General features: G+C 74.7%; 24 protein-coding genes and 5 tRNA genes. 19 read left to right on the top strand and 10 right to left on the bottom strand.

Annotation, left to right across the window (positions count from 1 at the left end; all coding sequences use genetic code 11):
* The first annotated feature begins 21 nt into the window (after positions 1-21).
* The 3 genes from R4Z62_RS05575 (at position 22) to R4Z62_RS05565 (ending at position 2,385) form a co-directional block, all read left to right on the top strand.
* On the top strand, positions 22-1,260 hold the full coding sequence (locus R4Z62_RS05575) for a glycerophosphodiester phosphodiesterase (protein WP_064531750.1): 1,239 nt from the start codon (positions 22-24) through the stop codon (positions 1,258-1,260).
* A gap of 75 nt (positions 1,261-1,335) precedes the next feature.
* Positions 1,336-1,842 (top strand): RNA polymerase sigma factor, encoded by a 507-nt coding sequence (locus R4Z62_RS05570; RefSeq protein ID WP_064531748.1) that lies wholly within the window; start codon positions 1,336-1,338, stop codon positions 1,840-1,842.
* A gap of 45 nt (positions 1,843-1,887) precedes the next feature.
* Complete coding sequence (locus tag R4Z62_RS05565) at positions 1,888-2,385, top strand: GNAT family N-acetyltransferase (protein ID WP_064531746.1); 498 nt, start codon at positions 1,888-1,890, stop codon at positions 2,383-2,385.
* Positions 2,386-2,425: 40 nt separating this feature from the next.
* Here R4Z62_RS05565 and R4Z62_RS05560 read toward each other — a convergent pair whose 3' ends face one another.
* A complete protein-coding gene (locus R4Z62_RS05560) occupies positions 2,426-2,884 on the bottom strand; it encodes a hypothetical protein (protein ID WP_491519249.1) in 459 nt (152 codons plus the stop codon).
* Between the two features lies 1 nt (position 2,885).
* Positions 2,886-3,245, bottom strand: a complete 360-nt coding sequence (locus R4Z62_RS05555; protein ID WP_026252937.1) for a hypothetical protein — start codon at positions 3,243-3,245, stop codon at positions 2,886-2,888.
* A gap of 587 nt (positions 3,246-3,832) precedes the next feature.
* Here R4Z62_RS05555 and R4Z62_RS05550 point away from each other — a divergent pair.
* From R4Z62_RS05550 to R4Z62_RS05515, 8 genes are all read left to right on the top strand, one after another.
* Positions 3,833-4,867, top strand: coding sequence for a methionine ABC transporter ATP-binding protein (locus R4Z62_RS05550; protein ID WP_382846468.1), 1,035 nt, complete (start codon positions 3,833-3,835; stop codon positions 4,865-4,867).
* The gene (locus R4Z62_RS05545; protein WP_064531741.1) at positions 4,864-5,601 is read left to right on the top strand and encodes a methionine ABC transporter permease; all 738 of its coding nucleotides are present in this window, start codon (positions 4,864-4,866) and stop codon (positions 5,599-5,601) included. Before R4Z62_RS05550 ends, R4Z62_RS05545 begins: the two co-directional genes overlap by 4 nt.
* 93 nt (positions 5,602-5,694) lie before the next feature.
* The gene (locus tag R4Z62_RS05540) at positions 5,695-6,534 is read left to right on the top strand and encodes a MetQ/NlpA family ABC transporter substrate-binding protein (protein WP_064531739.1); all 840 of its coding nucleotides are present in this window, start codon (positions 5,695-5,697) and stop codon (positions 6,532-6,534) included.
* Positions 6,535-6,673: 139 nt separating this feature from the next.
* Positions 6,674-7,312, top strand: a complete 639-nt coding sequence (locus R4Z62_RS05535) for a GNAT family N-acetyltransferase (protein ID WP_026252936.1) — start codon at positions 6,674-6,676, stop codon at positions 7,310-7,312.
* Between the two features lie 125 nt (positions 7,313-7,437).
* Entirely contained in the window at positions 7,438-8,679 is a 1,242-nt protein-coding gene (gene cbiE, locus R4Z62_RS05530; protein WP_355478634.1) for a precorrin-6y C5,15-methyltransferase (decarboxylating) subunit CbiE, read from the top strand.
* 345 nt (positions 8,680-9,024) lie between these two features.
* Complete coding sequence (gene cobT / locus R4Z62_RS05525) at positions 9,025-13,038, top strand: nicotinate-nucleotide--dimethylbenzimidazole phosphoribosyltransferase (protein WP_491519248.1); 4,014 nt, start codon at positions 9,025-9,027, stop codon at positions 13,036-13,038.
* A gap of 197 nt (positions 13,039-13,235) precedes the next feature.
* Positions 13,236-14,468 (top strand): uroporphyrinogen-III C-methyltransferase, encoded by a 1,233-nt coding sequence (gene cobA / locus R4Z62_RS05520; protein WP_064531733.1) that lies wholly within the window; start codon positions 13,236-13,238, stop codon positions 14,466-14,468.
* Between the two features lie 42 nt (positions 14,469-14,510).
* Entirely contained in the window at positions 14,511-15,329 is an 819-nt protein-coding gene (locus R4Z62_RS05515) for a TrmH family RNA methyltransferase (RefSeq protein WP_064531731.1), read from the top strand.
* A 107-nt stretch (positions 15,330-15,436) separates the two neighbouring features.
* Here the strand turns inward: R4Z62_RS05515 and R4Z62_RS05510 are convergent, their stop codons facing one another.
* Positions 15,437-16,909: a serine/threonine-protein kinase gene (locus R4Z62_RS05510; protein ID WP_491519247.1), complete on the bottom strand. Its 1,473-nt coding sequence runs from the start codon at positions 16,907-16,909 to the stop codon at positions 15,437-15,439.
* Positions 16,910-17,498: 589 nt separating this feature from the next.
* On the opposite strand from R4Z62_RS05510, the gene R4Z62_RS05505 reads away from it, so the two are divergent.
* The 3 genes from R4Z62_RS05505 (at position 17,499) to R4Z62_RS05495 (ending at position 19,364) form a co-directional block, all read left to right on the top strand.
* Positions 17,499-17,693 carry a hypothetical protein gene (locus R4Z62_RS05505; protein ID WP_064531727.1) on the top strand — a complete coding sequence of 65 codons (195 nt, stop codon included), beginning with the start codon at positions 17,499-17,501 and terminating at the stop codon, positions 17,691-17,693.
* Positions 17,694-18,029: 336 nt separating this feature from the next.
* Positions 18,030-18,983, top strand: coding sequence for a phosphotransferase family protein (locus tag R4Z62_RS05500; RefSeq protein WP_491519246.1), 954 nt, complete (start codon positions 18,030-18,032; stop codon positions 18,981-18,983).
* Between the two features lie 81 nt (positions 18,984-19,064).
* Positions 19,065-19,364, top strand: coding sequence for a TFIIB-type zinc ribbon-containing protein (locus R4Z62_RS05495; protein WP_018570257.1), 300 nt, complete (start codon positions 19,065-19,067; stop codon positions 19,362-19,364).
* A 56-nt stretch (positions 19,365-19,420) separates the two neighbouring features.
* On the opposite strand, the gene R4Z62_RS05490 is transcribed toward R4Z62_RS05495, so the two are convergent.
* The 5 genes from R4Z62_RS05490 to R4Z62_RS05470 all read right to left on the bottom strand — a co-directional run bounded on the left by R4Z62_RS05490 (position 19,421) and on the right by R4Z62_RS05470 (position 19,891).
* Positions 19,421-19,492, bottom strand: a tRNA-Val gene (locus R4Z62_RS05490).
* Positions 19,493-19,526: 34 nt separating this feature from the next.
* Positions 19,527-19,598, bottom strand: a tRNA-Val gene (locus R4Z62_RS05485).
* Positions 19,599-19,634: 36 nt separating this feature from the next.
* Positions 19,635-19,706, bottom strand: a tRNA-Val gene (locus R4Z62_RS05480).
* Between the two features lies 1 nt (position 19,707).
* Positions 19,708-19,781 (bottom strand) — tRNA-Cys (locus tag R4Z62_RS05475).
* Between the two features lie 37 nt (positions 19,782-19,818).
* A tRNA-Gly gene (locus R4Z62_RS05470) sits at positions 19,819-19,891 on the bottom strand.
* 177 nt (positions 19,892-20,068) lie between these two features.
* Here R4Z62_RS05470 and R4Z62_RS05465 point away from each other — a divergent pair.
* The 3 genes from R4Z62_RS05465 to R4Z62_RS05455 all read left to right on the top strand — a co-directional run bounded on the left by R4Z62_RS05465 (position 20,069) and on the right by R4Z62_RS05455 (position 22,853).
* Positions 20,069-21,130 carry a chorismate-binding protein gene (locus R4Z62_RS05465; RefSeq protein ID WP_355478642.1) on the top strand — a complete coding sequence of 354 codons (1,062 nt, stop codon included), beginning with the start codon at positions 20,069-20,071 and terminating at the stop codon, positions 21,128-21,130.
* Positions 21,127-21,948, top strand: coding sequence for an aminotransferase class IV (locus R4Z62_RS05460; protein WP_355478644.1), 822 nt, complete (start codon positions 21,127-21,129; stop codon positions 21,946-21,948). The genes R4Z62_RS05465 and R4Z62_RS05460 overlap by 4 nt, the downstream gene beginning before the upstream one ends.
* Before the next feature lie 80 nt (positions 21,949-22,028).
* Positions 22,029-22,853, top strand: a complete 825-nt coding sequence (locus R4Z62_RS05455) for a GNAT family N-acetyltransferase (RefSeq protein ID WP_382851038.1) — start codon at positions 22,029-22,031, stop codon at positions 22,851-22,853.
* 22 nt (positions 22,854-22,875) lie between these two features.
* On the opposite strand, the gene R4Z62_RS05450 is transcribed toward R4Z62_RS05455, so the two are convergent.
* Positions 22,876-23,415: a DsbA family protein gene (locus R4Z62_RS05450; protein ID WP_491519245.1), complete on the bottom strand. Its 540-nt coding sequence runs from the start codon at positions 23,413-23,415 to the stop codon at positions 22,876-22,878.
* 256 nt (positions 23,416-23,671) lie between these two features.
* On the opposite strand from R4Z62_RS05450, the gene R4Z62_RS05445 reads away from it, so the two are divergent.
* Positions 23,672-24,130, top strand: coding sequence for a hypothetical protein (locus R4Z62_RS05445; protein WP_491519244.1), 459 nt, complete (start codon positions 23,672-23,674; stop codon positions 24,128-24,130).
* 138 nt (positions 24,131-24,268) lie between these two features.
* Complete coding sequence (locus tag R4Z62_RS05440) at positions 24,269-24,421, top strand: hypothetical protein (protein WP_018570251.1); 153 nt, start codon at positions 24,269-24,271, stop codon at positions 24,419-24,421.
* Between the two features lie 63 nt (positions 24,422-24,484).
* Here the strand turns inward: R4Z62_RS05440 and R4Z62_RS05435 are convergent, their stop codons facing one another.
* A complete protein-coding gene (locus tag R4Z62_RS05435) occupies positions 24,485-25,045 on the bottom strand; it encodes a CGNR zinc finger domain-containing protein (protein WP_064531712.1) in 561 nt (186 codons plus the stop codon).
* Positions 25,046-25,305 lie beyond the last annotated feature (260 nt).

Below are 25,305 nucleotides of genomic sequence, written 5' to 3'. Positions count from 1 at the left end.
GACGAGACCAGGAGGCGGTTCATGGGCAGGCAGCAGCCGGAACGGCAGGCGGACACGCGCGAGTCCGGCGAGCGCACGGGCGGGGCCGGGCGCCGGGCGCTGCTCGGCGCGGCGGTGCTCGGCGCCGGCGGAGCGGTCCTCGGCATGCCGGGCACGGCGAGCGCCGCGCAGGGCGGACCGGAGCGGGGCGCGGCCGCGCGGCCGGCCGGCCACCGGGGCGGCCTGAAGAGCCTGCCCGTGCCCACGGTCATCGGCCACCGGGGCGCCAGCGGCTACCGGCCCGAGCACACCTTCGGCTCCTACGAACTCGCCCTCGACCTCGGCGCCCATGTCGTCGAGGCCGGCGACCTGGTGCCCACCCGCGACGGCCACCTCGTGTGCCGGCACGAGCCGGAGATCGGCGGCACCACGGACGTCGCCGACCACCCGGAGTTCGCCGGCCGCAAGACCACCAAGGTGCTCGACGGGGTGCCCACCACCGGCTGGTTCACCGAGGACTTCACCCTCGCCGAGCTGAAGCGGCTGCGCGCGGTCGAGCGCATCCCGGCCAACCGCCCGCACAACACCCTCTACAACGGGCGCTGGGAGATCCCCACCTTCGAAGAGGTCCTGAAGTGGCAGGACGAGCAGACCCGGCGCCGCGGCCGGCAGGTGTGGATCTACCCCGAGACCAAGCACCCCACCTACTTCCGCAAGCTGGGCCTCGGCCTGGAGGAGCGGGTGGCGAAGCTGCTGCGCAAGTACGGCAAGGACGGCCGGAACTCGCCGGTCATCCTCCAGTCCTTCGAGCCGACCAGCATCCAGCGGCTCAACCGGCTCGTGGACAACCCGCTGGCCGTGCTGCTGTCGGACGCGGGCAGCCGCCCGTACGACTTCGTCGAGGCGGGCGACCCGCGCACGGTCGCCGACCTCATCACCCCCAAGGGCCTGCGGGAGATCGCCGGCTACGCGCAGGGCATCGGCCCGACCGTGGACCTGATCATCCCCAAGGAGGCCGACGGCAACCTCGGCCGGCCCAGCACGCTGGTGCGCGACGCGCACGCCGTGGGCCTGGTCCTGCACCCCTACACCATGCGCAACGAGAACCCGTTCCTGCCGCCGAAGTTCCGCAAGGGCACCGCCAAGGACGCCTACGGCGACTCCTTCGGGCTGTTCCAGGCGTACTTCGCGACCGGTATCGACGGCATCTTCACCGACAACGCGGACACCGGCCTCCTCGCCCGCGAGGACTTCCTGGCCGGACGGTCCGTCAACCGCTGAGCCGCCCCGCCCTCGTCGGTGTGAACGCAGGCCGTCCCGGCAACCCGCCGCCGGGGCGGCCGCGTCGTGCCGCATATGACAGACGACCTGCTCGCCGCCCTGCGTCCCCTGCTCGTCGCCGAGGCATCGGCGGAGGCACATGCCGCCGGTACGGAACCCGGCGACCTGGAACAGGCGGTCTGGCTCCGGCTGCTGGAGCACCTGGAGGCGGACGGGCCGCCACGCGACCCCGGGGGCTGGCTGCGCCGCGCGGTCCGCTCCGAGGCGCGCAGGACGCGACGCACTGTCAGCATCGAGCGGCCGTACGGCCCGGAGCCCGCCGACGACAGCGAGCGCGGCCCCGAACCCATGGCGCTGGCCGCCGCGCGGGAGCGCGCCCTGCGCGAGGCGGTGCGCCGGCTGCCCGGCCGCTGCCCCCGGCTGCTGGAGGCGCTGCTGTCCCCGCGGGACCTCACCTACCGGGAGATCGCGGGGGAGTTGGGTATCTCACAGGGCAGTCTGGGACCGGAACGTTCCAGATGTCTGGGATGTCTGCGGCGTTTGCTGGCACCGGAGGTTGCGGCGCGACAAGCCCGGGGATAGGAGTGGGGGACGACAGGTGATCAGGTGAGCGGGAGGCGTGCGCACATGGGCATGAGCGTGACCATCTCGGAGGCGGCCGAGCAGGACGCGGAGCAGATCTTGAAGCTCCAGTACCTGTGCTTCCAGAGCGAGGCGGCGCTGTACGGCAACTACCGCATCGACCCGCTCGTCGAGACCCTGGACGCGCTGCGCCACGAGGTCGCCGCCGAGTGCGTCTTCGTGGCCCGTCTCGGCGACGAGGTGGTCGGCTCGGTGCGCGGGCGGGTGACCGAGGACGGCGCCGCCGACATCGGCAAGCTCTGCGTCCACCCCCGCCTCCAGGGGCACGGCATCGGCGCCCGGCTGCTCGGCGCGGTCGAGGCGGCGCTGGCCGAGGAGCGCCAGGTCACCCGGTTCCGGCTGCACACCGGCCGCCGCAGCGAGGGCAACCTGCGGCTGTACCGGCGCGTCGGCTACCGCACGGTGGGTGCCTTCGACGCCCCCGACGGCGTCCCGATGATCCGCCTGGAGAAGGCGGCCGGCACCTACGTGGCGACCGCCTAGGACAGATCCTGGCCGCCCGGGACGGGGCGGCGCCGGCGGTTCAGGCGGTGGCCGCCCGCTCCTGCCTGCGGGCCTTGCGCAGCCAGTACAGGGCCGACAGCGGGAGCAGCACCGGGATGAAGAGGTATCCGGCGCCGTAGTCGGACCACACGGTCGCGTCCGGGAACGCGGACGGTTCGGCCAGCGTCCAGGTCCCGACGGTCAGTACGCCCACCAGTTCGGCGGCGCAGCACGCCAGCGCCGCCGCGCGGGCCTTCTCACCGCCGCGCACCAGCGAGTACGTGATGAAGCCGTAGACCAGGCCCGCCACCGCCGACAGCGAGTACGCCAGCGGCGCCCGGCCGAAGTCGGTCGCGATCTGGTAGGCGGAGCGGGACACCGCGCCGACGACCATCACGCCGTACAGCCAGACGAGCAGGATGCCCGGCCCGCTGATCAGCCGGGCCCGCGCGGGCCCGGTCCGCTGCTGCCCGGTCCGCTTCTCCTCGGCGGTGGTCATCTCAGCCTCCCCAGATGTCGTAGAGCCGTACTTCCAGGACGGCGAGGACCACACCGCCGGCCGCCACCGTCACCGAACCCCAGCGGGTGCGCTCCGTCAGCGACATGAACCCGGCCGCCGGGACGCAGGCGAAGGCGCCCAGCAGATACGCCACGAAGATCGTCGTCCCCTGGTCCGGCTTCTCGCCCCGCGCCAGCGCCACGATCCCGATCACCAGCTGGACCAGGGCCAGCAGCGTGACCACGGCCATGCCGATGAAGTGCCAGTCCTTCGTCGGCTGGTCACGGTGGGCGGCCCAGCCGCACCAGGCGGCGAGCAGCAACGCGGCGACGCCGGTCACCAGCGTCAGGGCAGCAAGCATGCTGTGACCCTATTACGGGGCGAAGACCCCACCGCGCCCGCCCCGGCGCCCCCGCCCCCGGCCGGTTCCTGCGCCCCGCCCGCGCGGCCGTGGCATTGGCCACAGCCCACCGGGCGCACCGGCCCGCACGCCGTCCCGCTTCATCCCCGGCCGGGCCTGTCCCCGCTGGTCACAGGCGTGCGCCGGGCCCGATCCGGTCGCCGCCGCGGGGCGTCCATGAACGTCCACGATGCGGACCGGGGTGCCGTGTCGGCAGCGTCGGTCTGGTTTACTGATCGCATGACCACGACGAGCTGCCGCATCCCTGCGACCGAGGCGACGATGACGCCCGGTGCTCGTTGTATGTGTCCCGCGCGTCGAATGTGCGCCTTCTAGAGGGCCCCTGCACCACCTGAGCCTCGCGCCCCGAAGCGAGCGCCCGCTCCTGTCCCCGCCCGCCCCGGGCGCGGACGGCCGAGCCCGTGCCCCCGTGCGCACGTTTCCCCCGCCCGAAGCGGGGCAAGTGCCGCGTTCCGGCCGCACCCGACCATGAACGCCGTGCCCGGCGCCCACGACGCGCCGCGCACTCGACAGTGACGGAAACACTCGTGATCACCACATCGGGCCTCACCAAGGTCTACCGCTCACGCGGACGCGAGGTCACCGCCCTCGACGGCGTCGACCTGCACGTCCGCGAAGGCGAGGTGTACGGCGTCATCGGCCAGTCCGGCGCCGGCAAGTCCTCGCTGATCCGCTGCGTCAACCTGCTGGAGCGGCCCACCTCCGGCACGGTCACCGTCGCGGGGCAGGACCTCACCGCCCTCGCCGGCCGCGGACCGCGGGCCGGCAAGGAGCTGCGCCGGGCGCGCAGCCGGATCGGCATGGTCTTCCAGCACTTCAACCTGCTGTCCTCGCGCACCGTGCGGGACAACGTCGAACTGCCCCTGGAGATCCTCGGCAGGTCCGGCAAGGAGCGCACCCGCCGGGCGCTCGAACTGCTCGACCTGGTCGGCCTCGCCGACAAGGCCGGGGCCTACCCCGCCCAGCTCTCCGGCGGCCAGAAGCAGCGCGTCGGCATCGCCCGCGCCCTGGCCGGCGACCCCAAGGTGCTGCTCTCCGACGAGGCCACCAGCGCGCTCGACCCGGAGACCACCCGCTCCATCCTCCAGCTGCTGCGCGACCTGAACCAGCAGCTCGGCCTGACCGTCCTGCTGATCACCCACGAGATGGACGTCGTGAAGTCGATCTGCGACTCCGCCGCGCTGATGGAGCGGGGCCGCGTCGTCGAGTCCGGCACCGTGAGCGAACTGCTCGCCACCCCCGGCTCCCGGCTCGCCGCCGCGCTGTTCCCGGTGGGCGGCGAGGCCACCGGCGAGGAGCGCACCGTCCTGGACGTCACCTTCCACGGCGAGGCCGCCACCCAGCCGGTCGTCTCCCAGCTGTCCCGTACCTACAACATCGACATATCGATCCTCGGCGCCGCCATCGACACCGTCGGCGGTCTCCAGGTCGGCCGGATGCGCATCGAGCTGCCGGGCCGCTACGAGGACAACGTCGTACCGGTCGGCTTCCTGCGCGAGCAGGGCCTCCAGATCGACGTCGTCGGCCAGGCCGACCCGCTGGTGAAGGAAGGCGTCCGATGACCTGGTCCGAGATGCACCCGCTGCTGACCCAGGCGTGTTGGGACACGCTCTACATGGTCGGCTGGTCCACGCTGATCGCCGTCGTCGGCGGCCTCCCGCTCGGCGTCCTGCTGGTCCTCACCGACCGGGGCGGCCTGCTCCAGAACCTCCTCGCCAACAAGGTGATCGGCCAGGTGGTGAACGTCGCCCGCTCGATGCCCTTCATCATCCTCATCGTCGCCCTGCTGGACTTCACCCGCTGGATCACCGGGACCACCATCGGCCGCGACGCCGCCATCGTGCCGCTGGCCATCGGCGCCATCCCGTTCTTCGCCCGGCTGGTGGAGACCTCCGTGCGCGAGGTGGACGGCGGACTCGTCGAGGCCGTGCAGTCCATGGGCGGCAACACCTGGACGGTCGTGCGCAAGGTCCTCGTGCCCGAGTCGCTGCCGTCCCTGATCTCCGGCACCACGACCACGGTCGTCGCCCTCATCGGCTACACCGCGATGGCCGGCACGGTCGGCGCCGGCGGCCTCGGCGACATCGCCATCCGCTACGGCTACCAGCGCTTCGAGACCCAGCTGATGTGGATCACGGTCGGCATCCTCGCCGTGGTCATCTCGCTCATCCAGTTCGCCGGCGACTTCGCCGCCCGCTTTCTGCACCGGCGCGGCGGCCGTTCCGGACCGGCGCCCCGGCTGCGGCTGCTGCGCTCCGGCGGCTCCTCGACGGCCGACGTGAGCAAAGCGGCCTGACCCGCAGCCGCCCCCGCCCCTGCCCCCGTACTCGTACCCGGACTCCCCGTTCACCCCCTACGGGGCCGCACCACCCAAGGAAAGGCACTTTTCGTGCGTAACACCGCCAAGATCACCTCTGCCGTCCTGGCCGCCGGAGCCCTCACCCTCGGGCTCACCGCCTGCGGAGGCTCCGACTCCGACTCGGGCAAGAGCGACGCGAACGCCACGCTGACCGTCGCCGCCACGCCCACCCCGCAGGGCGAGATCCTCACCTACGTCAAGGACCACCTCGCGCAGAAGGCCGGCCTCAAGCTGGAGGTCAAGGAGTTCACGGACTACGTGACCCCCAACACCGCCGTCCAGCAGGGCCAGGTCGACGCCAACTACTTCCAGCACAAGCCGTACCTCGACGACTTCAACAAGAAGAACGGCACCGACGTCGTCCCGGTCCCCGGCGGCACCGTGCACCTGGAACCGCTCGGCGTCTACTCCAAGACCTACAAGAAGCTCACGGACCTCAAGCAGGGCGCCAGCATCGCGCTGCCCAACGACACCACCAACGAGGCCCGCGCGCTCAAGCTCCTGGAGGCCAACGGCCTGCTCAAGCTGAAGGCGGGCGCCGGGTACGAGGCGACCCCCAAGGACGTCACCGACAACCCCAAGGGCCTGAAGTTCAAGGAGCTGGAGGCGGCCCAGCTGCCCCGCTCCCTCGGCGACGTGGACGCCGCGGTGATCAACGGCAACTACGCCCTGGAGGCCAAGCTCAGCCCGGCCAAGGACGCGCTGGCCGCCGAGTCCGCCAAGGGCAACCCGTACGCCAACTTCCTCGCCGTGAAGAAGGGCAACGAGGACGACCCGCGGGTCAAGAAGCTCGCCAAGCTCCTCACCTCGCCCGAGGTCAAGAAGTTCATCGAGGACAAGTACGACGGCGCCGTCGTCCCGGCGTTCTGATCCGTCCCGGCACCGTCGCACCCGGGGTCCGCTTTCCGCACAGGGGGCGGACCCCGTGGTGCGTCCGGGGGCGCCGATGCTGCATGCTGGGCAGTTCAGCAGGCCCTGACGGTATTTCCGAAGGTTACGGAGCGGCGCCATGACTAGCACCTTCCCCAACATCTCCATCAGCACGGAGCGGTTGGTGCTGCGCCCCCTCGACGAGGACGACGTCCCCGCGCTGGCCGCGATGATGAACGACGAACAGGTCGCGGCCTGGACCGACATCCCCCAGCCCTTCACCGAGGCGTCCGCCCGCCACTGGATCGGCCGCTACGCCCCCGCCGAACGCACCGCGGGCCGCGGGCTCGACCTCGCGGTCACCGAGTTCCTCACCCAGCGCCTGGTCGGCGTCGTCCAGCTGGCCAAGACCGACTGGCACGTCCGCGCCACCGAACTCTCGTACATCATCGCCCCCTGGGCGCGCGGCGAGGGCTACGCCTCCGAAGCCGCCCTGGCCACCGCCCAGTGGCTCTTCGGCGACCAGAAGTTCGAACGCATCGAACTGCGCACCGCCGCCGACAACACCGCCTCCCAGCAGGTCGCCCAGAAGATCGGCTGTATCAGCGAGGGCGTGCTGCGCAACGCCTGCATAGCCCACCTGCGCACCCAGGACGGCACCTGGACCGACGTACGCACCGACTTCATCGTGTGGAGCCTGCTGCCGGAGGACCTGGACGGCACCGACGAGGAACTCGCCGACAGCAGCGGTTTCACGTCGTTCCCGGACTGGAACTGACCCGGCCGCGCCGCACCGCCCCGCCGCCCACCGCGCGGTCCCGGCGCCGCACCAGGTAACCTCACGGAGCCCGCACACGGGCGTCGCCCGTGACGACCCGCTTCACCCCCTGGAGACTGACAACGATGGCCGACCGGGTCACGGTGATCGGCTGGGACGGTACGCCGCTGACCGAGGCGGCGCGCGGCGCGCTCGGCGCCGCCACCCTCGTGGCGGGCGCGGCGCACCACCTGGCGCTCCCTGAAGTACCCCCCGCCGCCGAGCGCATCCGCCTCGGCAGCGTCGCCCTGGCCGCCCGCCGCATCGCCGGGCACCGCGGCACCGCCGTCGTCCTCGCCGACGGCGACCCCGGCTTCTTCGGCGTCGTCCGCACGCTGCGCGACCCCGAGTTCGGCCTGGAGGTCGAGGTCGCCCCCGCCGTCTCCTCGGTGGCCGCCGCCTTCGCCCGCGCCGGCATGCCCTGGGACGACGCCCAGGTGGTCGTCGCCCACAAACGCACCCTGCGCCGCGCGGTGAACGTATGCCGTGCCCACACCAAGGTCGCCGTACTGACCGCACCCGGCGCCGGTCCCGCCGAACTGGGCCTGCTTCTCGACGGGGTGCACCGCACCTTCGTCATCTGCGAGGAACTGGGCACCGCGCGCGAACAGGTCACCGTCGTCACCTCCGACAAGGCCGCCGACCACACCTGGCGCGACCCGAACGTCGTCATTGTCATCGGCGGAATCGGCGGAATCGGCGGCAACGGCGGCAACGGGGGCCGCACCGGCGCCGGGGACGGCGGCTGGATCGCCGGACGCGACCCGGCCGACCCGGTGCGCGGCTGGACCCGGCCCGCCGACGCCTACGACGGACCCCTCGGCGAGGGCGAGACCGAGCTGCTGCGCGCCGCGCAACTGGCCCGGCTCGGCCCGCGCGTCGGCGACCTCGTGTGGGACATCGGCTGCGGCAGCGGCGCGTTCGCCACCGAGGCCGCGCGCGCCGGCGCCGCCGTCATCGCCGTCGACCGCGACCCGGACGCCTGCGCCCGCACCGAGGCCGCCGCCCGCCGCTTCGGCGTCCAGGTGCAGGTGGTGCACGGCACCGCCCCGCACGTCCTGGAGAACCTGCCCGAACCGGACGTCGTACGGGTCGGCGGCGGGGGAGCGGCCGTCGTCGACGCGGCCGCCGACCGGCGCCCGCAGCGCATCGTCGCGCACGCCGCCAACCGCGACACGGCCGAACGCGTCGGCCGCGGCCTGACCGAGCACGGGTACCAGGTCGAGTGCGCCCTGCTCCAGGCCGTCGAACTCGACACCCGCGCCTGGACGGAGACGGAGCGGAGCGTCGCGTTCCTGCTCAGCGGGGTCGCGGACCACGCCCCGTGATCGGATTGTCGGACCGCGCGCGGTAGGCTGGCCGATCGTTGTACCGCACTGGGGGCTCCGGAGCTTCGTTCTCAATGTCCGGAAAACCCACCCGTTGTGCGGGGGGTGCGGTACGGCACAACCGGAGGACGCGCAACGTGGCGCAGTCCACAGCGGGCCGTGGCGGAAGACGCTGTCACGGCGGGCGGACGACCGCGACAATGCCACTCAATGGCTTTGTCGCCTTTTTTGGGTGGGTCGTTCGTGCCGCCGGGCACGGACGCTCGTTCTTCACTGGGGGGCGGTCGGTGCGCCGTTCCCGGTGAGCTGGTCGTAGGAGCACTAACCGATGGGCGAGGGGTACGCATGACCGACACCGGCCAGGTCCCGGGCGAGGGACTGCCGGAGAGCGCAGGCATGGTGGAGCAGCCGGGCGTCCCCGCACACGGCGCGTACACCTACCTCTCCGAGTCTCCCGCCGAGGACGAAGACCTGCTGCTGCCGGGCTCCCAGGGCGCGTGGGGCAACGAAGTGCCCCCGCCCGCCCCGGAACCGGTCGTCGAGGCCGTCCACCAGCCGGGCCCGCACGAGACGTCCGGCCGCGACAGCGGCTCGGTCGACCTGAGCGGCGTCCTGCACCCCGACCCCCAGACGGCCCAGCCGGCTGCCCCGGCACCGGCCCCGCGCCGGCCGCTGCACCTCGGTCCGCCGACCCCCGACGCCTCCACCAGCCCGGTGCGCTCGCTGGCCGACCGCGGCCCGGCCGACGCGCCGGTCCGGCAGCCCGGCCCGGCCTCCACCGTCCCGGGGCCCGAGTACCTCGACGCGGCGCAGGCGGCTCCGGCCCCCGTCGTGAGCCTGCACGGCGCCCCGCAGGGCGCCGCCCCCTGGGGCGCCCCGGCGGCTCCCGCTGCACCGCAGGCGCCCGCGGAGCCCGCGGCCGGGGACGCGGTCGCTCCGGACGCCGAGCCGGTCGGCCCGGCCCAGGCGGCCGTCGCCCGGCTCACCGCCCAGGCGGGCGCACCGGCCCCGGCCCCGGACGCCGCCACGGAGGCGGGGCACGCCCCCGAGACGCGGCAGCCGGAACAGCACGGACACGACGACCGGCACGAGGCAGCGGCTGAGATCGCGTCCGAGGCCGCCGCCGTCGCACCGGGTCCCGCAGCGGAACCGGCGCCCGAGGGCGAGTCCGAGCCCGTACCGTCCGCCGATCAGGTCGCACCCGTGCCCGTGCCCGAAGTGGGGTCGGCCGGGACCGCCGAGGACACCGCCGCCGAGGGTGTACCGGCGCAGGAGGCCGTCGCCGTCCCCGCCGGGACGGACCCCGTCACCCCGGACGCACAGGTCCGGGCGGCCGGTCAGGCCCCCGAGCCCGCCGGGACCGAGGAGGCGGCGCAGCCTCAGCAGCCGGCCGAGGCCCGGCCGGCCGCGCCCGCCGCTCCGGTGGCGGACAGCGCGCCCGCGCCCGGAACGGCGACCGGCGTCCCGGTGGCCGCCGAGCAGCTGGTGGCCGACGAGACCGCCGTACCCGAGCAGGCCGCCGCAGCCGCTCCCGGCCAGCACGTGGACGCCCCGGCCCCCGCCCCTGCGCCGGTGGCCGCCGCAGAGCCGGTCACCGCGCCCGAGCAGGCGCCCGCCCCGGATCAGCCTGTCCCCGCCGAGGCGGCCCCGGAGCCCGAGCAGGCCGTCGAGCCCGCACCGGCACCGGCGCAGGCCCCGGCCGCTCCCGTCGAGGCCGAGACCGAAGCCGTACCCCCGCAGGTACCGCACCCCGGTGCTCCCGAGGTGTCCGCCGAGCAGACGGCAGAGCAGACGGCAGAGCAGGAGCAGCCGGTCACGGCCCCCGCCCCGCAGCCCGCCGGGACCGCCACCCAGAACCCGGAAGCCGGGACCGCCACCCAGAACCCGGAGCGCCAGATCCCCGAGGCAGCCGAGGCGCCTGAGGGCACCCAGGTGCCCGAAGCCGTCGACGGAGCCCCGCAGCCGGTCCCCGCCCCCGAGGAGACCGCCCAGGTCCAGGCCCCGGCCGACGCCTCCGCCGTCGCGCCCGCCGCCCGGCCGGACCAGGCCCAGGCCGCCCCGGTCGCCGACGCCCCGGCTCCCGGGGCCGTCACCGAGCCGGTCACCCCCGAGGCGCCCGCCGTGCCTGAGGCCCAGGCAGTGCCTCAGACACCGGAAGCCTCCCAGGCCCCGGAACCCGACGCCGCCCCCACCGCAGAGGCCCCGGCCCCGGCCCCGGATGTCCAGCTCCCGTCCACCGGCGAACCCGAGTCCCTGTCGGCCGCCCCCCACGCCGAACAGCCCCCCGCCGCCCCGCAGCAGCCGCCCGTCGCCGCACCGGAGCAGGAAGCGACCGCTGCGGCGCAGCCGGTCCAGGTGCCGGTGCCGCAGCCTGTCGCCGAGGTCCCGCAGGAACCCGTGGTGGCGGTCCCGGCGCCCCGTTCCGGTGACACCGAGCCCGTGGCCACCGCCGCGACCGCCGCCCCCGCCGAGCCCGACCCCGAGGTGGTCCAGCAGGCGGACGACCTGGAGACCCGGGGCGCCGGTCAGGAAGAACACGAGGAGCACGAGCACCGGGCTGCCGAGGCCGCCGAGGGGCAGCCGGAGGACGGCCCCGCCCCCGAGGCGGAGGCCCCCCGGCACGTGGGACCGGCCGCGCCCGGCTACGACGACGCCGAGCGCGAGGCCGTGCTCAAGGTGATGCGCGAACGCCGCGACATCCGCAACGGCTTCCGCGACGACCCCATCCCGCACGAGGTGCTGCTCCGGGTGCTGGAGGCGGCCCACACCGCGCCCAGCGTCGGCCACTCCCAGCCCTGGGACTTCGTCGTCATCCGCTCCGCCGACACCCGCCGGGCGATGCACGAACTGGCCGAGCGGCAGCGCGAGGCGTACGCCAAGTCGCTGCCCAAGGGCCGCGCCAAGCAGTTCAAGGAACTGAAGATCGAGGCCATCCTCGACACCCCGGTGAACATCGTCGTCACCGCCGACCCCACCCGCGGCGGCCGGCACACCCTGGGCCGCCACACCCAGCCGCAGATGGCGCCGTACTCCGCCGCGCTCGCCGTGGAGAACCTGTGGCTCGCCGCCCGCGCCGAGGGCCTGGGCGTCGGCTGGGTCAGCTTCTTCGACGAGCGGGAGATGGTCCGCACCCTCGGCCTGCCCGAGCACCTGGAGGTCATCGCCTACCTGTGCGTCGGGTACGTCGACGAGTTCCCGGACGAGCCCGAGCTGATGCAGGCCGGCTGGTCCAAGCGGCGCCCGCTGTCCTGGGTGGTGCACGAGGAGACGTACGGGCGGCGCGCGCTGCCCGGCGAGGACCCGCACGACCTGCTCGCCGAGACCGTCGCGCAGATCCGGCCGCTGGACGCCAAGGCGCTCGGCGAGGCCTGGGAGCGGCAGAAGCGCATGACCAAGCCGGCCGGCGCGCTCGGCATGCTGGAGATCATCTCGGCCCAGCTGTCCGGCCTGTCCCGGCAGTGCCCGCCGCCGATCCCGGAGCCCGCTGCCGTCGCCGTCTTCGCCGGTGACCACGGGGTGCACGCCCAGGGCGTCACGCCCTGGCCGCAGGAGGTCACCGCCCAGATGGTGGCGAACTTCCTCGGCGGGGGAGCGGTCTGCAACGCCTTCGCCAACCAGGTGGGCGCCGAGGTCTGCGTGGTCGACGTGGGCGTCGCCGCCGACCTCCCGGCCACCCCGGGCCTGCTGCCCCGCAAGGTGCGCGCGGGCACGTCCGACATGACCACCGGGCCCGCCATGACCCGCGAGGAGGCCAAGAAGGCCATCGAGGTCGGCATCGAGACCGCCCGCGACCTGGTGGCGGCCGGCAACAAGGCGCTGCTCACCGGCGAGATGGGCATCGCCAACACCACCGCCTCCGCCGCCCTCATCTCGGTCTACACCGGCGTCGACCCCGCCGAGGTCACCGGCCGGGGCACCGGCATCAACGACGAGACGCTGGCCCACAAGACCGAGGTGGTCCGCCGCGCCCTCGACGTGCACCGGCCCGACCCGGCCGACCCGATCGGCGTGCTCGCCGCGATCGGCGGCTTCGAGCACGCGGCCATCGTCGGTCTGCTCCTGGGCGGCGCGTCGCTGCGTACGCCGGTGATCCTGGACGGGGTCAGCGCGGGTGCCGCCGCCCTGGTGGCCCGCGCCATCGCCCCGGAGGTGCTGGCCGCCTGCATCGCCGGGCACCGCAGCGCCGAACCGGGCCATGTCGCCGCCCTCAACAAGCTCGGTCTGCGCCCCCTGGTCGACCTGGACCTGCGCCTGGGCGAGGGCACGGGCGCGCTGCTCGCGCTGCCGCTGGTGCAGAGCACGGCGCGGGCGATGCACGAGGTGGCGACGTTCGACTCGGCGGGCGTCACCGAGAAGTGACCCGGGTGTCCTGAGCCGGGCGGGTACGCGCTCTCCGCGTACCCCCCGGCCCCGCCGTACCCTGAACCCACGGTTAAAATCCGCACGTCAGGGCCGCTCCGAAGCCGTAGCGCCCGTCACCGTCGCACCGCTTCGACCGCATCCCCACGTCGCCCACCGCCGCCGCGACCGCCGTCCGGACGAGGAGCCGCACCACCATGGCCGAACACCCCGCCTACCCCGTAGGACTCCGCCTGTCCGGCCGCCGCGTGGTCGTCCTCGGCGGCGGCCAGGTCGCCCAGCGCCGGCTGCCGGCCCTCATCGCGGCCGGCGCGGACCTCGTCCTGGTCTCGCCAGCGGCCACGGCCTCCGTCGAAGCGATGGCGGACGCCGGTGAGATCTCCTGGCTGCGGCGCCCGTACCAGGACGGCGACCTCGCCGACGCCTGGTACGCGCTGATCGCCACCAGCGACCACGACGCCAACACCCGGGCCTCCGCCGAGGCCGAACGGGCACGCGTGTGGTGCGTGCGCGCCGACGACGCCGACGCGGCGACCGCCTGGACCCCGGCCACCGGCCACAGCGAGGGCGTCACCGTGGCCGTGCTCACCACCCGGGCCAGCGGACGCGACCCCCGGCACACCGCCGCCGTCCGCGACGCCGTCGTCGAGGGACTGCGCGACGGCACCCTGGTCGCCCCGCACCACCGCACCCGCACCCCCGGCGTCGCCCTGGTCGGCGGCGGCCCCGGCGACCCGGACCTGATCACGGTGCGCGGGCGCCGGCTGCTCGCCGAGGCGGACGTCGTCATCGCCGACCGGCTCGGACCGCGCGACCTGCTGGCCGAACTCCCGCCGCACGTCGAGGTGATCGACGCCGCGAAGATCCCCTACGGCCGCTCCATGGCCCAGGAGGCCATCAACAACGCGCTGGTCGAGCACGCCAAGCAGGGCAAGTCGGTGGTGCGGCTCAAGGGCGGCGACCCGTACGTCTTCGGCCGGGGCATGGAGGAGGTCATCGCGCTCACCGAGGCGGGGATCCCGTGCACGGTGGTGCCGGGCATCTCCAGTTCCGTCTCGGTGCCGGGCGCGGCCGGCATTCCCGTCACGCACCGCGGCGTCGCCCACGAGTTCACCGTCGTCAGCGGGCACGTGGCCCCCGACGACCCGCGCTCCCTGGTCGACTGGGCCAGCCTGGCGAAGCTCACCGGCACCCTCGTGATCCTGATGGGCGTCGACAAGATAGGCAGGATCGCCGAGACCCTGGTGGCCCACGGCAAGTCCGCCGACACCCCGGTCGCCCTCGTCCAGGAGGGCACCACCGCCGCCCAGCGCCGCGTCGACGCGACCCTCGCGACCGTCGCCGAGACCGTACGCGCCCAGGATGTCCGCCCGCCGGCCGTCATCGTCGTCGGCCCGGTCGTCACGGTCGGCCCCGCCCCCGCCGCCTGACGGCACCCCTCCCACCGCACCAGGACAAGGCAGCAGCTCCCCGTGGCCGAACTCATCACCGTCGACGACCCCGCCGACCCCCGCCTGCATGACTACACCGGCCTGACCGACGTGGAACTGCGCCGCCGGCGCGAACCCGCCGAGGGCCTGTTCATCGCCGAGGGCGAGAAGGTCATCCGCCGGGCCGCCGACGCCGGGTACGAGATGCGCTCGATGCTGCTGTCCGCCAAGTGGGCCGACGCCATGCGCGACGTCCTCGACACGCTCGACGCGCCCGTCTACGTGGTCGCCCCCGACCTGGCCGAAGAGGTCACCGGCTACCACGTGCACCGGGGCGCGCTGGCGTCCATGCGGCGCAAGCCGCTGCCCGCCGCCGCCGACCTCCTGGCCACCGCCCGCCGGGTCGCGGTCATGGAGGCGGTCAACGACCACACCAACATCGGCGCGATCTTCCGCTCGGCCGCCGCCCTCGGCATGGACGCGGTGCTGCTCTCACCCGACTGCGCCGACCCGCTCTACCGCCGCAGCGTCAAGGTCTCGATGGGCGCCGTCTTCTCCGTGCCGTACGCCCGCCTCGACACCTGGCCGCAGGGTCTTGACGCGGTCCGCGAGGCCGGCTTCGCCCTGCTCGCGCTCACCCCCGACGCACAGGCCCGCTCCCTGGACGAGACGGCCCCGCACCGGATGGAACGGGTCGCGCTGATGCTCGGCGCGGAGGGCGACGGCCTCTCCCGCCGCGCCCTGGCCGCCGCCGACACCTGGGTCCGTATCCCGATGTCCCACGGCGTGGACTCCCTGAACGTCGGCGCGGCGGCGGCCGTCGCCTTCTACGCCGTCACGGCCGGCCGCCCGGAGGCGTAGCCCGCCCGTAGGCGTAGCCCGTACGGAGCCGCGGCCCGCGCGTGAGACGCGTGCCCGCCGGGGCGGGCGGCCCGGTGCGGAGACGGGTCAGTGGCCCGGGAGAAGGGTCAGTGGCCCGGTGCGGAGGCGGTCTCCGCCGCCTGCCCGTGCTGCTGCTCCACGCGTACGCCGCCCTGCTCGACGCCGAGCCCCCGGGACGGCCCCTGGCAGCCCTGGGCCGCCGCGATACCGAGCGCGACCAGCAGCGTCACCACCACGAACACGAACAGCCGCTGCCGCAGCAGCCGCGGGTTGGCCGGGCGCAGACCGGTGGACGTGCCGCGCGGGCGCGGCCGGCCGGGACCGCCGCGGGTGGCGGGACGGTTGCCGCCGCCGGGCCGGGACCCGCCCCTGGACGCCGGGACCGGCCGTCCGCCCGCCCGGGACGACGCGCCGGTGGCCCGCGGCCCGCCCCCGTCCCGGGGAGCGCCGCCCCGCCCGGCCGGGGCGCCGCCGCGCGGCGGGGGCGTCCGGGGCGCGGCAGCCTGCTGCCGCCGCTGCCCGCGCGCCTCGGGATGCCCGCCGCGCTGCTGCTCGGCCGCCCCGCCGCGCCGCTGCTCTGAGTACGGCGACCGCTGGCCCTCGGGACGGGCGGCGCGCTGCTGCTCCGGGTAGGTGGCGCGCTGCTGGTCCGGGTAGGTGTCGGCCATCCGGCCGGTGGGCCGGTCCGCCTCGGCGGCGCGCGGCGACGGCGGCCGCGGCTCGCCCAGGCCCTGCGCCTCGCGGGCGGCGATCTCCTTGAGCCGCAGCGACAGTTGGAGCGTGCTGGGCCGGTCGTCGGGATCCTTGGCCAGGCACGCCCGCACGAGCGGGGCCAGCGCGTCGGGCACCCCCTGGAGATGCGGCTCCTCGTGCACCACGCGGTACAGCATCACCTCGGAGCTGCCGTGCCCGAACGGCGAGTCGCCCGTCGACGCGTACGCCAGCGTCGCGCCCAGCGAGAACACGTCGGTCGCCGGGGTGACGGCGGCGCCGCGCACCTGCTCCGGGGCGAGGAAGCCGGGGGAGCCGACCGCCGTGCCCACATGGGTGAGCGTCGAGGCGCCGGTCGCCCAGGCGATGCCGAAGTCGATGATCCGCGGGCCCTTGGGCGACAGCAGGATGTTGGAGGGCTTCAGGTCCCGGTGCACCACACCGGCCTCGTGGACCGCGACAAGACCCTCCGACAGGGCGGCCCCGACCGCGGCCGCCTCGGCGGCGCCCAGCGCGCCCTCGTCGGCCACCTTGTCGTGCAGGGAGGGGCCGGGCACGTACTGCGTGGCGAACCACGGCCGGTCCGCCTCCAGGTCCGCGGCCACCAGCCGGGCGGTGCAGCCGCCCCGGATCCGCCGGGCCGCCGAGACCTCGCGCGCGAACCGGGAGCGGAACTCCTGGTCCTCCGCCAGATCCGGCCGGATGACCTTCAGCGCGACCCGCTGGCCCTTCCGGTCGGAGCCGAGATAGACCACGCCCATCCCGCCCGCGCCGAGCCGTCGGTGAAGCCTGAACGAGCCGACGACGCGCGGGTCCTCGCGCCTCAGGCGCATCATCGCCATGTTCATCCCCGCTGCCCGGTCCCTGTGACGAGCCACAGCTTACGTTTCCGGGACCGCTCGCGCGCAGAGGCCGCGCCCTCTCGACCCGATCGATTGTCACTGCCGTGCGCGAGAGTTGAGGGGCGGTCAGCGCACGGCCTGCCCGTCGGCCCGGCCCGCGGGCAAGATCCCAACCGCCCGTGCCGACAGGGGGGTTGGAGATCCCGGAGGCCGCCCGCCGGTCCGGGCCGGGGCCGCGCCGAAGACGGCCGGGAGCGAGCGGACGGCACCGTGGCGGGCGGTCGGACGGCGGGCGGACGCGGGGGACCGGCCCCACCCGGAAGTGAGCGATGTCACCGCCCGTGTCCGGAAATGCCGGGCAGTCCGGGCACCCTCTCCGGGATGACCCGGAGACGGAGGAGGACGTCTCCACCCAGGGGAGTACGCCCCCGGGCACGGCTCATCCTCCGGGAGGCCCGCCAATCGGTACGAGGGCATGACGCCCTGCGTCCGCCCCGCCCCTAGATTTGAGGTCAAGCGGCGGGTGCAGCACTCGTCCCCCGAGGTCAGACACCCGCCGCTGCCGATGACAACCGAGACGGTCAGGAGAGGGACCATGGCCCACACGGCACCGCGGACCGCGTTCCGCGTCCCGGGACGCCTCACGCGCCCCCGCCGCACAGGCCGTCGCCACCCGCTGGTGGCGACCGTGATGGCCCTTCCCCTGGCGGCCCTGCTCCTGCTCGTCTTCGACGGGTGGGACACCGTGGCCACACAGGCGTCGTCCGTGGGAGTGATGCTGGGGCGCTGAGCGGCGCCCCAGGCCCGGAAGAGCGGTCCGGGCGGGGACATCCACCCATGAAACCCCGTGGGGACGGGGGTGCGGCGGACGGCAGAATGCCGGCGCAGCTGGGGAGCTGCGCCGGCATTGCCGTGTCCGGCCCCGCCCGCCCACGGGCCACACCCACAGACCTCACTCGCGCACCCTCCCCTCGGACACCGCCCGCGGCTCCCGCCCAGCCCGGGGCCTCCGCCCGCGACACCACCCCGTAGGCTCACTGCCCGGCGCGCCGCACCCGGACGCCATGCCCGGCGCCGCACCCGGACACGGTGCCCAGCCGCCGCACCCGGACACCAGGGGGAGCCCGTGACCGCCACCACCACCGCCCCCATCGACCCGCCCCCCGCACTGGCCGCGCAGGTCATCAGGGCCGCCCACCCCGGCGCGCCCGGCTGCGACCGCCCGACGACCGTCCTGGCCGACCGCCCCGACGCCACGGTGGTCCGGCACTGCGGCACCGTCGCGAAGGCGCACGCACCGGGCACGGACCCCGCCGCGCTCGCCCACCGCCTGGCCCTGGCCGCCCGCCTGCCGGACATCCTGCTGCCCCCGCTCGACCCCGCCCCCGTGGCGTCGGGCGACCGCCTCGTCACCTTCTGGCCGCACGGCACGCCCGTCGACCCCGAGGTCCCGGAGGCCGCGCCCTGGGAAGCCACCGCCGCGCTCCTCGCCCGCCTCCACCGCACCCCCGTGCCGCCCGGACTGCCGCCCATGCGCGGCCCGGAGAAGGCCGCCCGCGCCGTCGCCCGGCTGCGCGCCGGCGCCCCCGGCCACCCGGCCGCCGGCCCGGTCCTGCGGGCGTGGGCCGCCCTGCCCGCCTGGGCGCGCGCCGAGGCACCCGCGCCCGGTCCCGCCGCCGTCTGCCACGGCGACCTGCACCTGGGCCAGCTCGTACGCCATCCGGTACCCGACGGCCCCTGGCTGCTGATCGACGTCGACGACCTCGGCACCGGAGCGCCCGCCTGGGACCTGGCGCGTCCCGCCGCCTGGTTCGCCTGCGGGCTGCTCCCGCCCGACGACTGGACCCGCTTCCTCACCGCCTACCGGACGGCGGGCGGCCCCGCCGTGCCGCATGACGGCGACCCGTGGGCCGCCCTGGACACCGCCGCCCGCGCCCTGACCGTGCAGAGCGCCGCACGGGCCGTGGCCAAGGCGGCGGCGGCTGGCCGCGCCCTGGACGAGGTGGAGCGGGCCGTGGTCGACGCCTGCCACCGAATGGCGCCGCCGCCCGGCGAGTTGGCGGGCGGACCGCCCCAGTAAGGTGCAACCGACCGCGGCCGGACGGAGTCTGTCCAGGCGGTACCCCGAAGCAGAACCCACCGGTGAGGAGTTGAGCCGAGCATGCAGTGTCCCAAGTGCCACGCGCCGATGCACACCTACAACCGCAACGGCATCCAGATCGAGCAGTGCAGTGGCTGCCGCGGCATCTTCCTCGACTACGGCGAGCTGGAGGCACTGACCCGCCTGGAGTCCCAGTGGTCGCAGCCCGCCCCGCCGCCGCCCGCCCCGCAGGGCTACCCGGCCCCGCAGGCGTACCCCGCCCCGCCCGCCCCCGCCTGGGGCGCTCCGCACGGCGGCCACGGGCACTACGGACACGGCCACAAGCGCAAGAGCTTCGGCCACATGCTCTTCTCCAGCTGAGCCCCGGCACGCGAAAGCCCCCGGCCGTACGAGACGGCCGGGGGCTTGCTGCGGTGTGGACGATACTGGGATTGAACCAGTGACCTCTTCCGTGTCAGGGAAGCGCTCTCCCGCTGAGCTAATCGTCCTCGGGACCGTGACCGCAGGATCACGGGCGGTGCGTGCGCGATACTGGGATTGAACCAGTGACCTCTTCCGTGTCAGGGAAGCGCTCTCCCGCTGAGCTAATCGCGCGGGTCAGGACCTCGCCGTACGAGACGGCCGGTCCGGTGGACGATACTGGGATTGAACCAGTGACCTCTTCCGTGTCAGGGAAGCGCTCTCCCGCTGAGCTAATCGTCCTTGGAGGTGGAGACGGGATTTGAACCCGTGTAGACGGCTTTGCAGGCCGTTGCCTCGCCTCTCGGCCACTCCACCAGGAGTGCAGGGGACCGGGAGTCCCCTCTTTCCTGCGAGCGGACGACGAGGCTCGAACTCGCGACCTCAACCTTGGCAAGGTTGCGCTCTACCAACTGAGCTACGTCCGCCTGTCGGTGCGGTCCGCTTGCGCGTCCCGGCGACGTGTTGAACTCTAGCGGATTCCCGGGCCAGTACAAAAACGCGTTTGCGCAGCGTGCTGCGGTGCGTCCCGCCGAGGACCTGGTCAGGCCCCCCGCAGGACACACACGGGCCACCCGGTGGACACCGGTCCTAGACTCGGTGCCGTGCTCGACCTGCCTCCTCTGGCGCGCTTCGGCGACCGCCTCGCGACCGGCCTGACCGATGTCACCGACGACCCGGCGGCCCTGGACTCCACCGGTTTCTGGGCGGTCGCCGCCGACTACGAGGGCCGTCTGACCTGCGCCCGCTTCCGCGACGTACGGCACGCGCCCGTGCCCGCCCCGGTGCCCGGCGCCTGGCGCGGACCGGCCGCCGCCGACTGGACCTCCTCGCTCGACCGCCGCGCGTACACCGCGGGCGTGCGCCGGGTGCGCGAGCACATCGCGGCCGGCGAGGTCTACCAGGTCAACCTCTGCCGGGTGCTCTCCGCGCCGGTCCGCCCCGACGCCGACGTGGACGCGCTCACCGCCGTCCTGGCCCGCGGCAACCCGGCCCCGTACGCCGGAACGATTCGCTTGCCGGAGCACGGCGTGGAGATCGCCACCGCCTCCCCGGAGCTGTTCCTGCGCCGCGCGGGCCGCACCGCGGAGTCGGGCCCGATCAAGGGCACCGCCCGCACCGAGGACGAACTCCTCGACAAGGACCACGCCGAGAACGTGATGATCGTGGACCTGGTCCGCAACGACCTCGGCCGGGTCTGCGCCACCGGCAGCGTCACCGTCCCCGACCTGTGCGCCGTCGAGAAGCACCCCGGCCTGGTCCACCTCGTCTCCACCGTCCGCGGCGACCTGCGCCCCGGCACCGGCTGGCCCGAACTGCTCGCCGCCGCCTTCCCTGCCGGTTCGATCACCGGCGCCCCCAAGTCGAGCGCCCTGCGGATCATCGACGCCCTGGAGACCGCGCCCCGCGGACCGTACTGCGGCGGCATCGGCTGGGTCGACGCCGACCGGGGCACCGGTGAACTGGCCGTCGGCATCCGCACCTTCTGGATCGACCGGCCCGGCGGCGCCGGAACGGGCGCCGTGCTGCGCTTCGGCGCGGGCGCCGGCATCACCTGGGACTCCGACCCCGAGGGGGAGTGGCGGGAGACCGAACTGAAGGCGGCCCGGCTGCTCGCGGTAGCGTCGGGCACCTACGAGCACGGCGGAGAGGACACGGCACTGTGAAGGTATGGCTCGACGGCGCACTGCGGGACCTGGAGTCCGCGCGCGTCTCCGCCCTGGACCACGGGCTGACCGTGGGCGACGGCGTCTTCGAGACGGTCAAGGCCACCGAGGGGAAGCCGTTCGCGCTCACCCGCCACCTGGACCGGCTGACCCGCTCGGCCCGCGGCCTCGGCCTGCCCGCCCCCGACCTCGACGAGGTCCGCCGCGCCTGCGCCGCCGTCCTCGGCGCCCACTCCGTGCCGCTCGGCCGGCTGCGCATCACCTACACCGGCGGCCACGGCCCCCTCGGCTCCGACCGGGGCGAGCACCCGCCCACCCTCGTCGTCGCCCTCGGGGAGGCCGCCCGCCGCCCCGACTCCACCGCCGCCGTCACCGTCCCCTTCACCCGCAACGAACGCGGCGCCCTCACCGGTCTGAAGACCACCTCCTACGCGGAGAACGTCGTCGCCCTCGCCCGTGCCCGCGCCCAGGACGCCTCCGAGGCCCTGTTCGGCAACACCGTCGGACAGCTCTGCGAGGGCACCGGGTCCAACGTCTTCGTCGTCCTCGGCGGCGAGATCCACACCCCGCCGCTCGCCTCCGGCTGCCTCGCCGGTGTCACCCGCGCGCTGGTCCTCGACTGGACCGGAGCCCGCGAGAGCGACCTGCCGCTCGACGTCCTGGACCGCGCCGAGGAGGTCTTCCTCACCTCCACCCTGCGCGACGTGCAGGCCGTCCACCGCGTCGACGGCCGCGAGCTGCCCGGCACGGCGGGCCCGGTGACCGCCAAGGCCATGCGGATCTTCGACGAGCGGTCCGGGGACGACCTCGACCCGTGACCGCGCGGCGGTCGCGGGACGTCGCGCACGTCGCGGAAAAAGAGCTGACGCGGGCCGCCGGGGCGGGTAGAAATCCCCTGATGACCACCACCCTGCGGCCCACCGAGCCGCTCCAGCAGCACCCCGACGGAACCCGCTCGCGCCGCTACCAGGTCTGCGTGAACAGCCGCCCCGTCGGCGTGCTCCATCTGGCCACCCACCCGGTCTTCGGGCCCGCCGTCGCCCGGATCCTCGACCTGCGCATCGACGAGCCCGACCGGGGCCGGGGCCGCGGCACGGTGGCCGCGCTGGCCGCCGAGGAGGTCGCGCGCGACTGGGGGTGCCGGCGCGTCGAGATCACCGTGCCCGCCGCCGAGGAGGCCGCCCTGCGGCTCGTCGCCGCGCTCGGCTACGTCCCGCGCAACCGCGGCATGGAGAAGCGACTCGGCGCCACCGCGCCCGAACTGCCCGCGGGCACCCGCGGCCGGCCGCTCACCGACGCCGAGTACGGCCCGTGGCTGGAGCACGGCAAGGCCGTCTACGCGCAGAGCTGGATCGACCGCGGCGTACCGGCCGACGAGGCGCACGCCAAGTCGGAGGCCGACCACGCCCGGCTGCTGCCCCAGGGCCCGGCCACACCGGACATGCTGATCAGCGTCCTGGAACACGAGGGCACCCCGGTCGGCACCCTGTGGGTCGCCCTCGACGAGGACAGGGCGTTCGTCTACGACGTCGAGGCCGACGCGCGCTTCCGCGGCCGGGGCCACGGCCGCTCCCTGATGCTGCTCGCCGAGGCCCAGGCCATCGCCGCGGGCCGGCCCGTCCTCGGCCTCAACGTCTTCGCCGGCAACACCCCGGCCGAGCGCCTCTACGACTCCCTCGGCTACCGCACGACCCTGCACTCCCTCTACAAGGAACTGCCCTGACCCCACGGCCGCGGGGGAGCGGTCAGGCCGTGTCCTGGCCGCCCCGGCCCTGCTGCGCCAGCAGCCGGTCGACGATCTCCTCGACGCGCTCGCGCAGCCCCTCCTGGCTGGTGCCGCCGTCCAGGCGCTCGCCGCCGACCACATACGTCGGTGTGCCCGTCACCCCGATCGCCTTGCCCTCGGCCTGGTCGGCGTCCACCACCAGGATGTGCCGGCCGTCGATCAGCGCGGTGTCGAACTCCTCGGCGTCCAGGCCCAGTTCACGGGCCACCTCGACCAGCAGCGGCTCGCCCCGGCGGTCCAGCTCCGCCACCCGGGCGAGCACCGCCTCCACGTACGGCCACAGCCGCCCCTGCTCGGCGGCCTCCTCGGCGGCCTGCGCGGCGGCGAAGGCGTGCCGGTGCTTGTCCAGCGGGAAGTGCCGCAGCCGCAGCTCCAGCCGGTCGCCGTAGCGGGCGCGCAGGGCACGCAGGTCGTCCAGCGCCGTACGGCAGTCCGGGCACTGGAGCTCGCACCAGACGTCGAGGACCGGGGCCGTGGATGCGGGGGAGGTGTCGCTCATGCCACCAGTCTTCCAGGCCCGCGGCGCGGCACCCAATCCCCGCCCGCCGCGACCGGCGCCCCCGCCCGGCCCTCGGCCCACGCCCCGCCGGGCGCCGCCCGTGACCGGCACCTGCGGAGGAGGCGACCCGGAGATCTCCCTGATGTCGGTCCCGGACGTGGCCCGCGGCCCGGTGGGAGGTGCAGGATGGAAGGGACGAAGGGCCCGGACCGGCTGCCCGGCCGCCCCGACCGCAGAGCACCGCCTGGAGGACCGGATGATTGCCGAGACCGTCTGTTGCGCCGTCTCCGCGGCCGGGCTGGGCATCGCCGCGGTCACCGCCTACCGCAAGCGGTTCCTCGCGGCCGCCCGGGTCGCCGCCTACTCGCTCGTCCCGGTGGGGCTGGTGATGACCGGGGCCGTCGGCTGGCTGGCCCGCACCGCCTTCAGTCCCACCGCCTGGGCCGGATTCGCCCTGCTCGGCTGCGCCTGGGTGCTCTTCGCGACGACCCGCGCCGTCGAGCGCCGCCGGGGCGGCACCCGCAAGGAGCGCAGAGCGGCGGCCCGCGCCGCCGCACCGGAAGCGGTGGCCCCGGCGGCCTCCGCGCCCTCCCTCGGCGGCGCCCGCAAGCCCGCCGACCGCCCGTCCGGCGCCCAGAGCTCCCGCCCGGCCTCCGCGCGCGGCGGCGACGACTTCAGCGACATCGAGGCCATCCTCAAGAAGCACGGGATCTGACATCCGACCGACGCCGGTCCTGGAAACGATCAAGCTCTGACCCGATCCGGAGCGAAGATCACGGAATCCGCGACGACCCGGACATTCGGTGCGTGTTGATCGCGCCGCGGGTCCTGGCTGGGTCATCATCACCGCGAGATGGTGGACACGACCCAGAGCGAGGCCGCGCCGCAGAAGGACAAGCCGCGCGGCTGCCTCTTCGCCCTATCCCAGCCACCGCTGATGATCTTCCTTGCGGTGATCGGGTGTCTGCTGCTCATGGCTGCGTTGCACGACCTGCTGCTGCTGTGAGCCGTACCGTGGTTCCTCGGCGTCACCCGCCGGGGGCCACGACCCACCGGAGCGGTCCCGGGCTCAGCCCGCCGCCTCCTTGCGCCGCGCGCGGTACGCGGCCACATGCAGCCGGTTGCCGCAGGTGCGGCTGTCGCAGTAGCGCCGCGAGCGGTTGCGGGACAGGTCGACGAAGGCCCGCCGGCAGTCGGGCGCCTCGCACCGGCGCAGCCGCTCCTGCTCCCCGGCCACCACGAAGAACGCCAGCGCCATCCCGCAGTCCGCCGCCAGGTGATCGGCGACCGACGCACCGGGGGCGAAGTAGTGCACATGCCAGTCGTAGCCGTCGTGGTCCGTCAGCCGGGGCGTGGTGCCCGCCGCCGCCACCAGCTCGTTGATCATCCCGGCGGCCGTACGGGAGTCCGGGGCGGAGAAGATCCCCGCGAACCGCCCGCGGATGCGGCGCACCGCCGAGAGATCGAACTCCGAGAGGACCCCGACATCGCTCATGTCGTGCCGGCGTACGAAATCCGTCAGCGCGGCGAGATCCGCCAGCCCGTCCGGCGCCGAGTCGTCCTCCGGTGCGGTGTTCACCAGATCCACCACGGTGTCGAGCGCGCACCGGGTGTCGTGGGTGATCAGCACGTTTCGCTCCCTGGCCTGGGGATCGGGCACACGCCCGCCGATGCAGGCCGATGGTAGCGGCCCCGCCGTCACCCGAGCAGCGCACAGGCGCGCCACGGTGCGCCCAGGCGGGCCCCCGCCGCCCCCGGACGCGCGCGGGCGCACCGGCGGCGGCCCCCGAGGGGAACCGGCGCCGGTGCGCCCTGTGCGCGGTCGTCCTGGCCCGAGCCGTCTCCCCGAGTGGACGGCAACGGGCAGCTCGAAGGGCCTCGGCGGCTACC

This window comes from Streptomyces sp. PL-25, from assembly GCF_058344915.1.
The sequence above is the reverse complement of the archived record's forward strand: the minus strand, read 5'-3'. Positions and strand labels throughout refer to the sequence as shown.

Excerpts from the sequence above, each read along its gene's own strand:
- R4Z62_RS05575 (WP_064531750.1), top strand. The coding sequence starts at position 22 with ATGGGCAGGCAGCAGCCGGAACGGCAGGCGGACACGCGCGAGTCCGGC.
- R4Z62_RS05570 (WP_064531748.1), top strand. The coding sequence starts at position 1,336 with ATGACAGACGACCTGCTCGCCGCCCTGCGTCCCCTGCTCGTCGCCGAG.
- R4Z62_RS05565 (WP_064531746.1), top strand. The coding sequence starts at position 1,888 with ATGGGCATGAGCGTGACCATCTCGGAGGCGGCCGAGCAGGACGCGGAG.
- R4Z62_RS05560 (WP_491519249.1), bottom strand. The coding sequence starts at position 2,884 with ATGACCACCGCCGAGGAGAAGCGGACCGGGCAGCAGCGGACCGGGCCC.
- R4Z62_RS05555 (WP_026252937.1), bottom strand. The coding sequence starts at position 3,245 with ATGCTTGCTGCCCTGACGCTGGTGACCGGCGTCGCCGCGTTGCTGCTC.
- R4Z62_RS05545 (WP_064531741.1), top strand. The coding sequence starts at position 4,864 with ATGACCTGGTCCGAGATGCACCCGCTGCTGACCCAGGCGTGTTGGGAC.
- R4Z62_RS05535 (WP_026252936.1), top strand. The coding sequence starts at position 6,674 with ATGACTAGCACCTTCCCCAACATCTCCATCAGCACGGAGCGGTTGGTG.
- cbiE (WP_355478634.1), top strand. The coding sequence starts at position 7,438 with ATGGCCGACCGGGTCACGGTGATCGGCTGGGACGGTACGCCGCTGACC.
- cobT (WP_491519248.1), top strand. The coding sequence starts at position 9,025 with ATGACCGACACCGGCCAGGTCCCGGGCGAGGGACTGCCGGAGAGCGCA.
- cobA (WP_064531733.1), top strand. The coding sequence starts at position 13,236 with ATGGCCGAACACCCCGCCTACCCCGTAGGACTCCGCCTGTCCGGCCGC.
- R4Z62_RS05510 (WP_491519247.1), bottom strand. The coding sequence starts at position 16,909 with ATGAACATGGCGATGATGCGCCTGAGGCGCGAGGACCCGCGCGTCGTC.
- R4Z62_RS05505 (WP_064531727.1), top strand. The coding sequence starts at position 17,499 with ATGGCCCACACGGCACCGCGGACCGCGTTCCGCGTCCCGGGACGCCTC.
- R4Z62_RS05495 (WP_018570257.1), top strand. The coding sequence starts at position 19,065 with ATGCAGTGTCCCAAGTGCCACGCGCCGATGCACACCTACAACCGCAAC.
- R4Z62_RS05455 (WP_382851038.1), top strand. The coding sequence starts at position 22,029 with ATGACCACCACCCTGCGGCCCACCGAGCCGCTCCAGCAGCACCCCGAC.
- R4Z62_RS05450 (WP_491519245.1), bottom strand. The coding sequence starts at position 23,415 with ATGAGCGACACCTCCCCCGCATCCACGGCCCCGGTCCTCGACGTCTGG.
- R4Z62_RS05445 (WP_491519244.1), top strand. The coding sequence starts at position 23,672 with ATGATTGCCGAGACCGTCTGTTGCGCCGTCTCCGCGGCCGGGCTGGGC.
- R4Z62_RS05440 (WP_018570251.1), top strand. The coding sequence starts at position 24,269 with ATGGTGGACACGACCCAGAGCGAGGCCGCGCCGCAGAAGGACAAGCCG.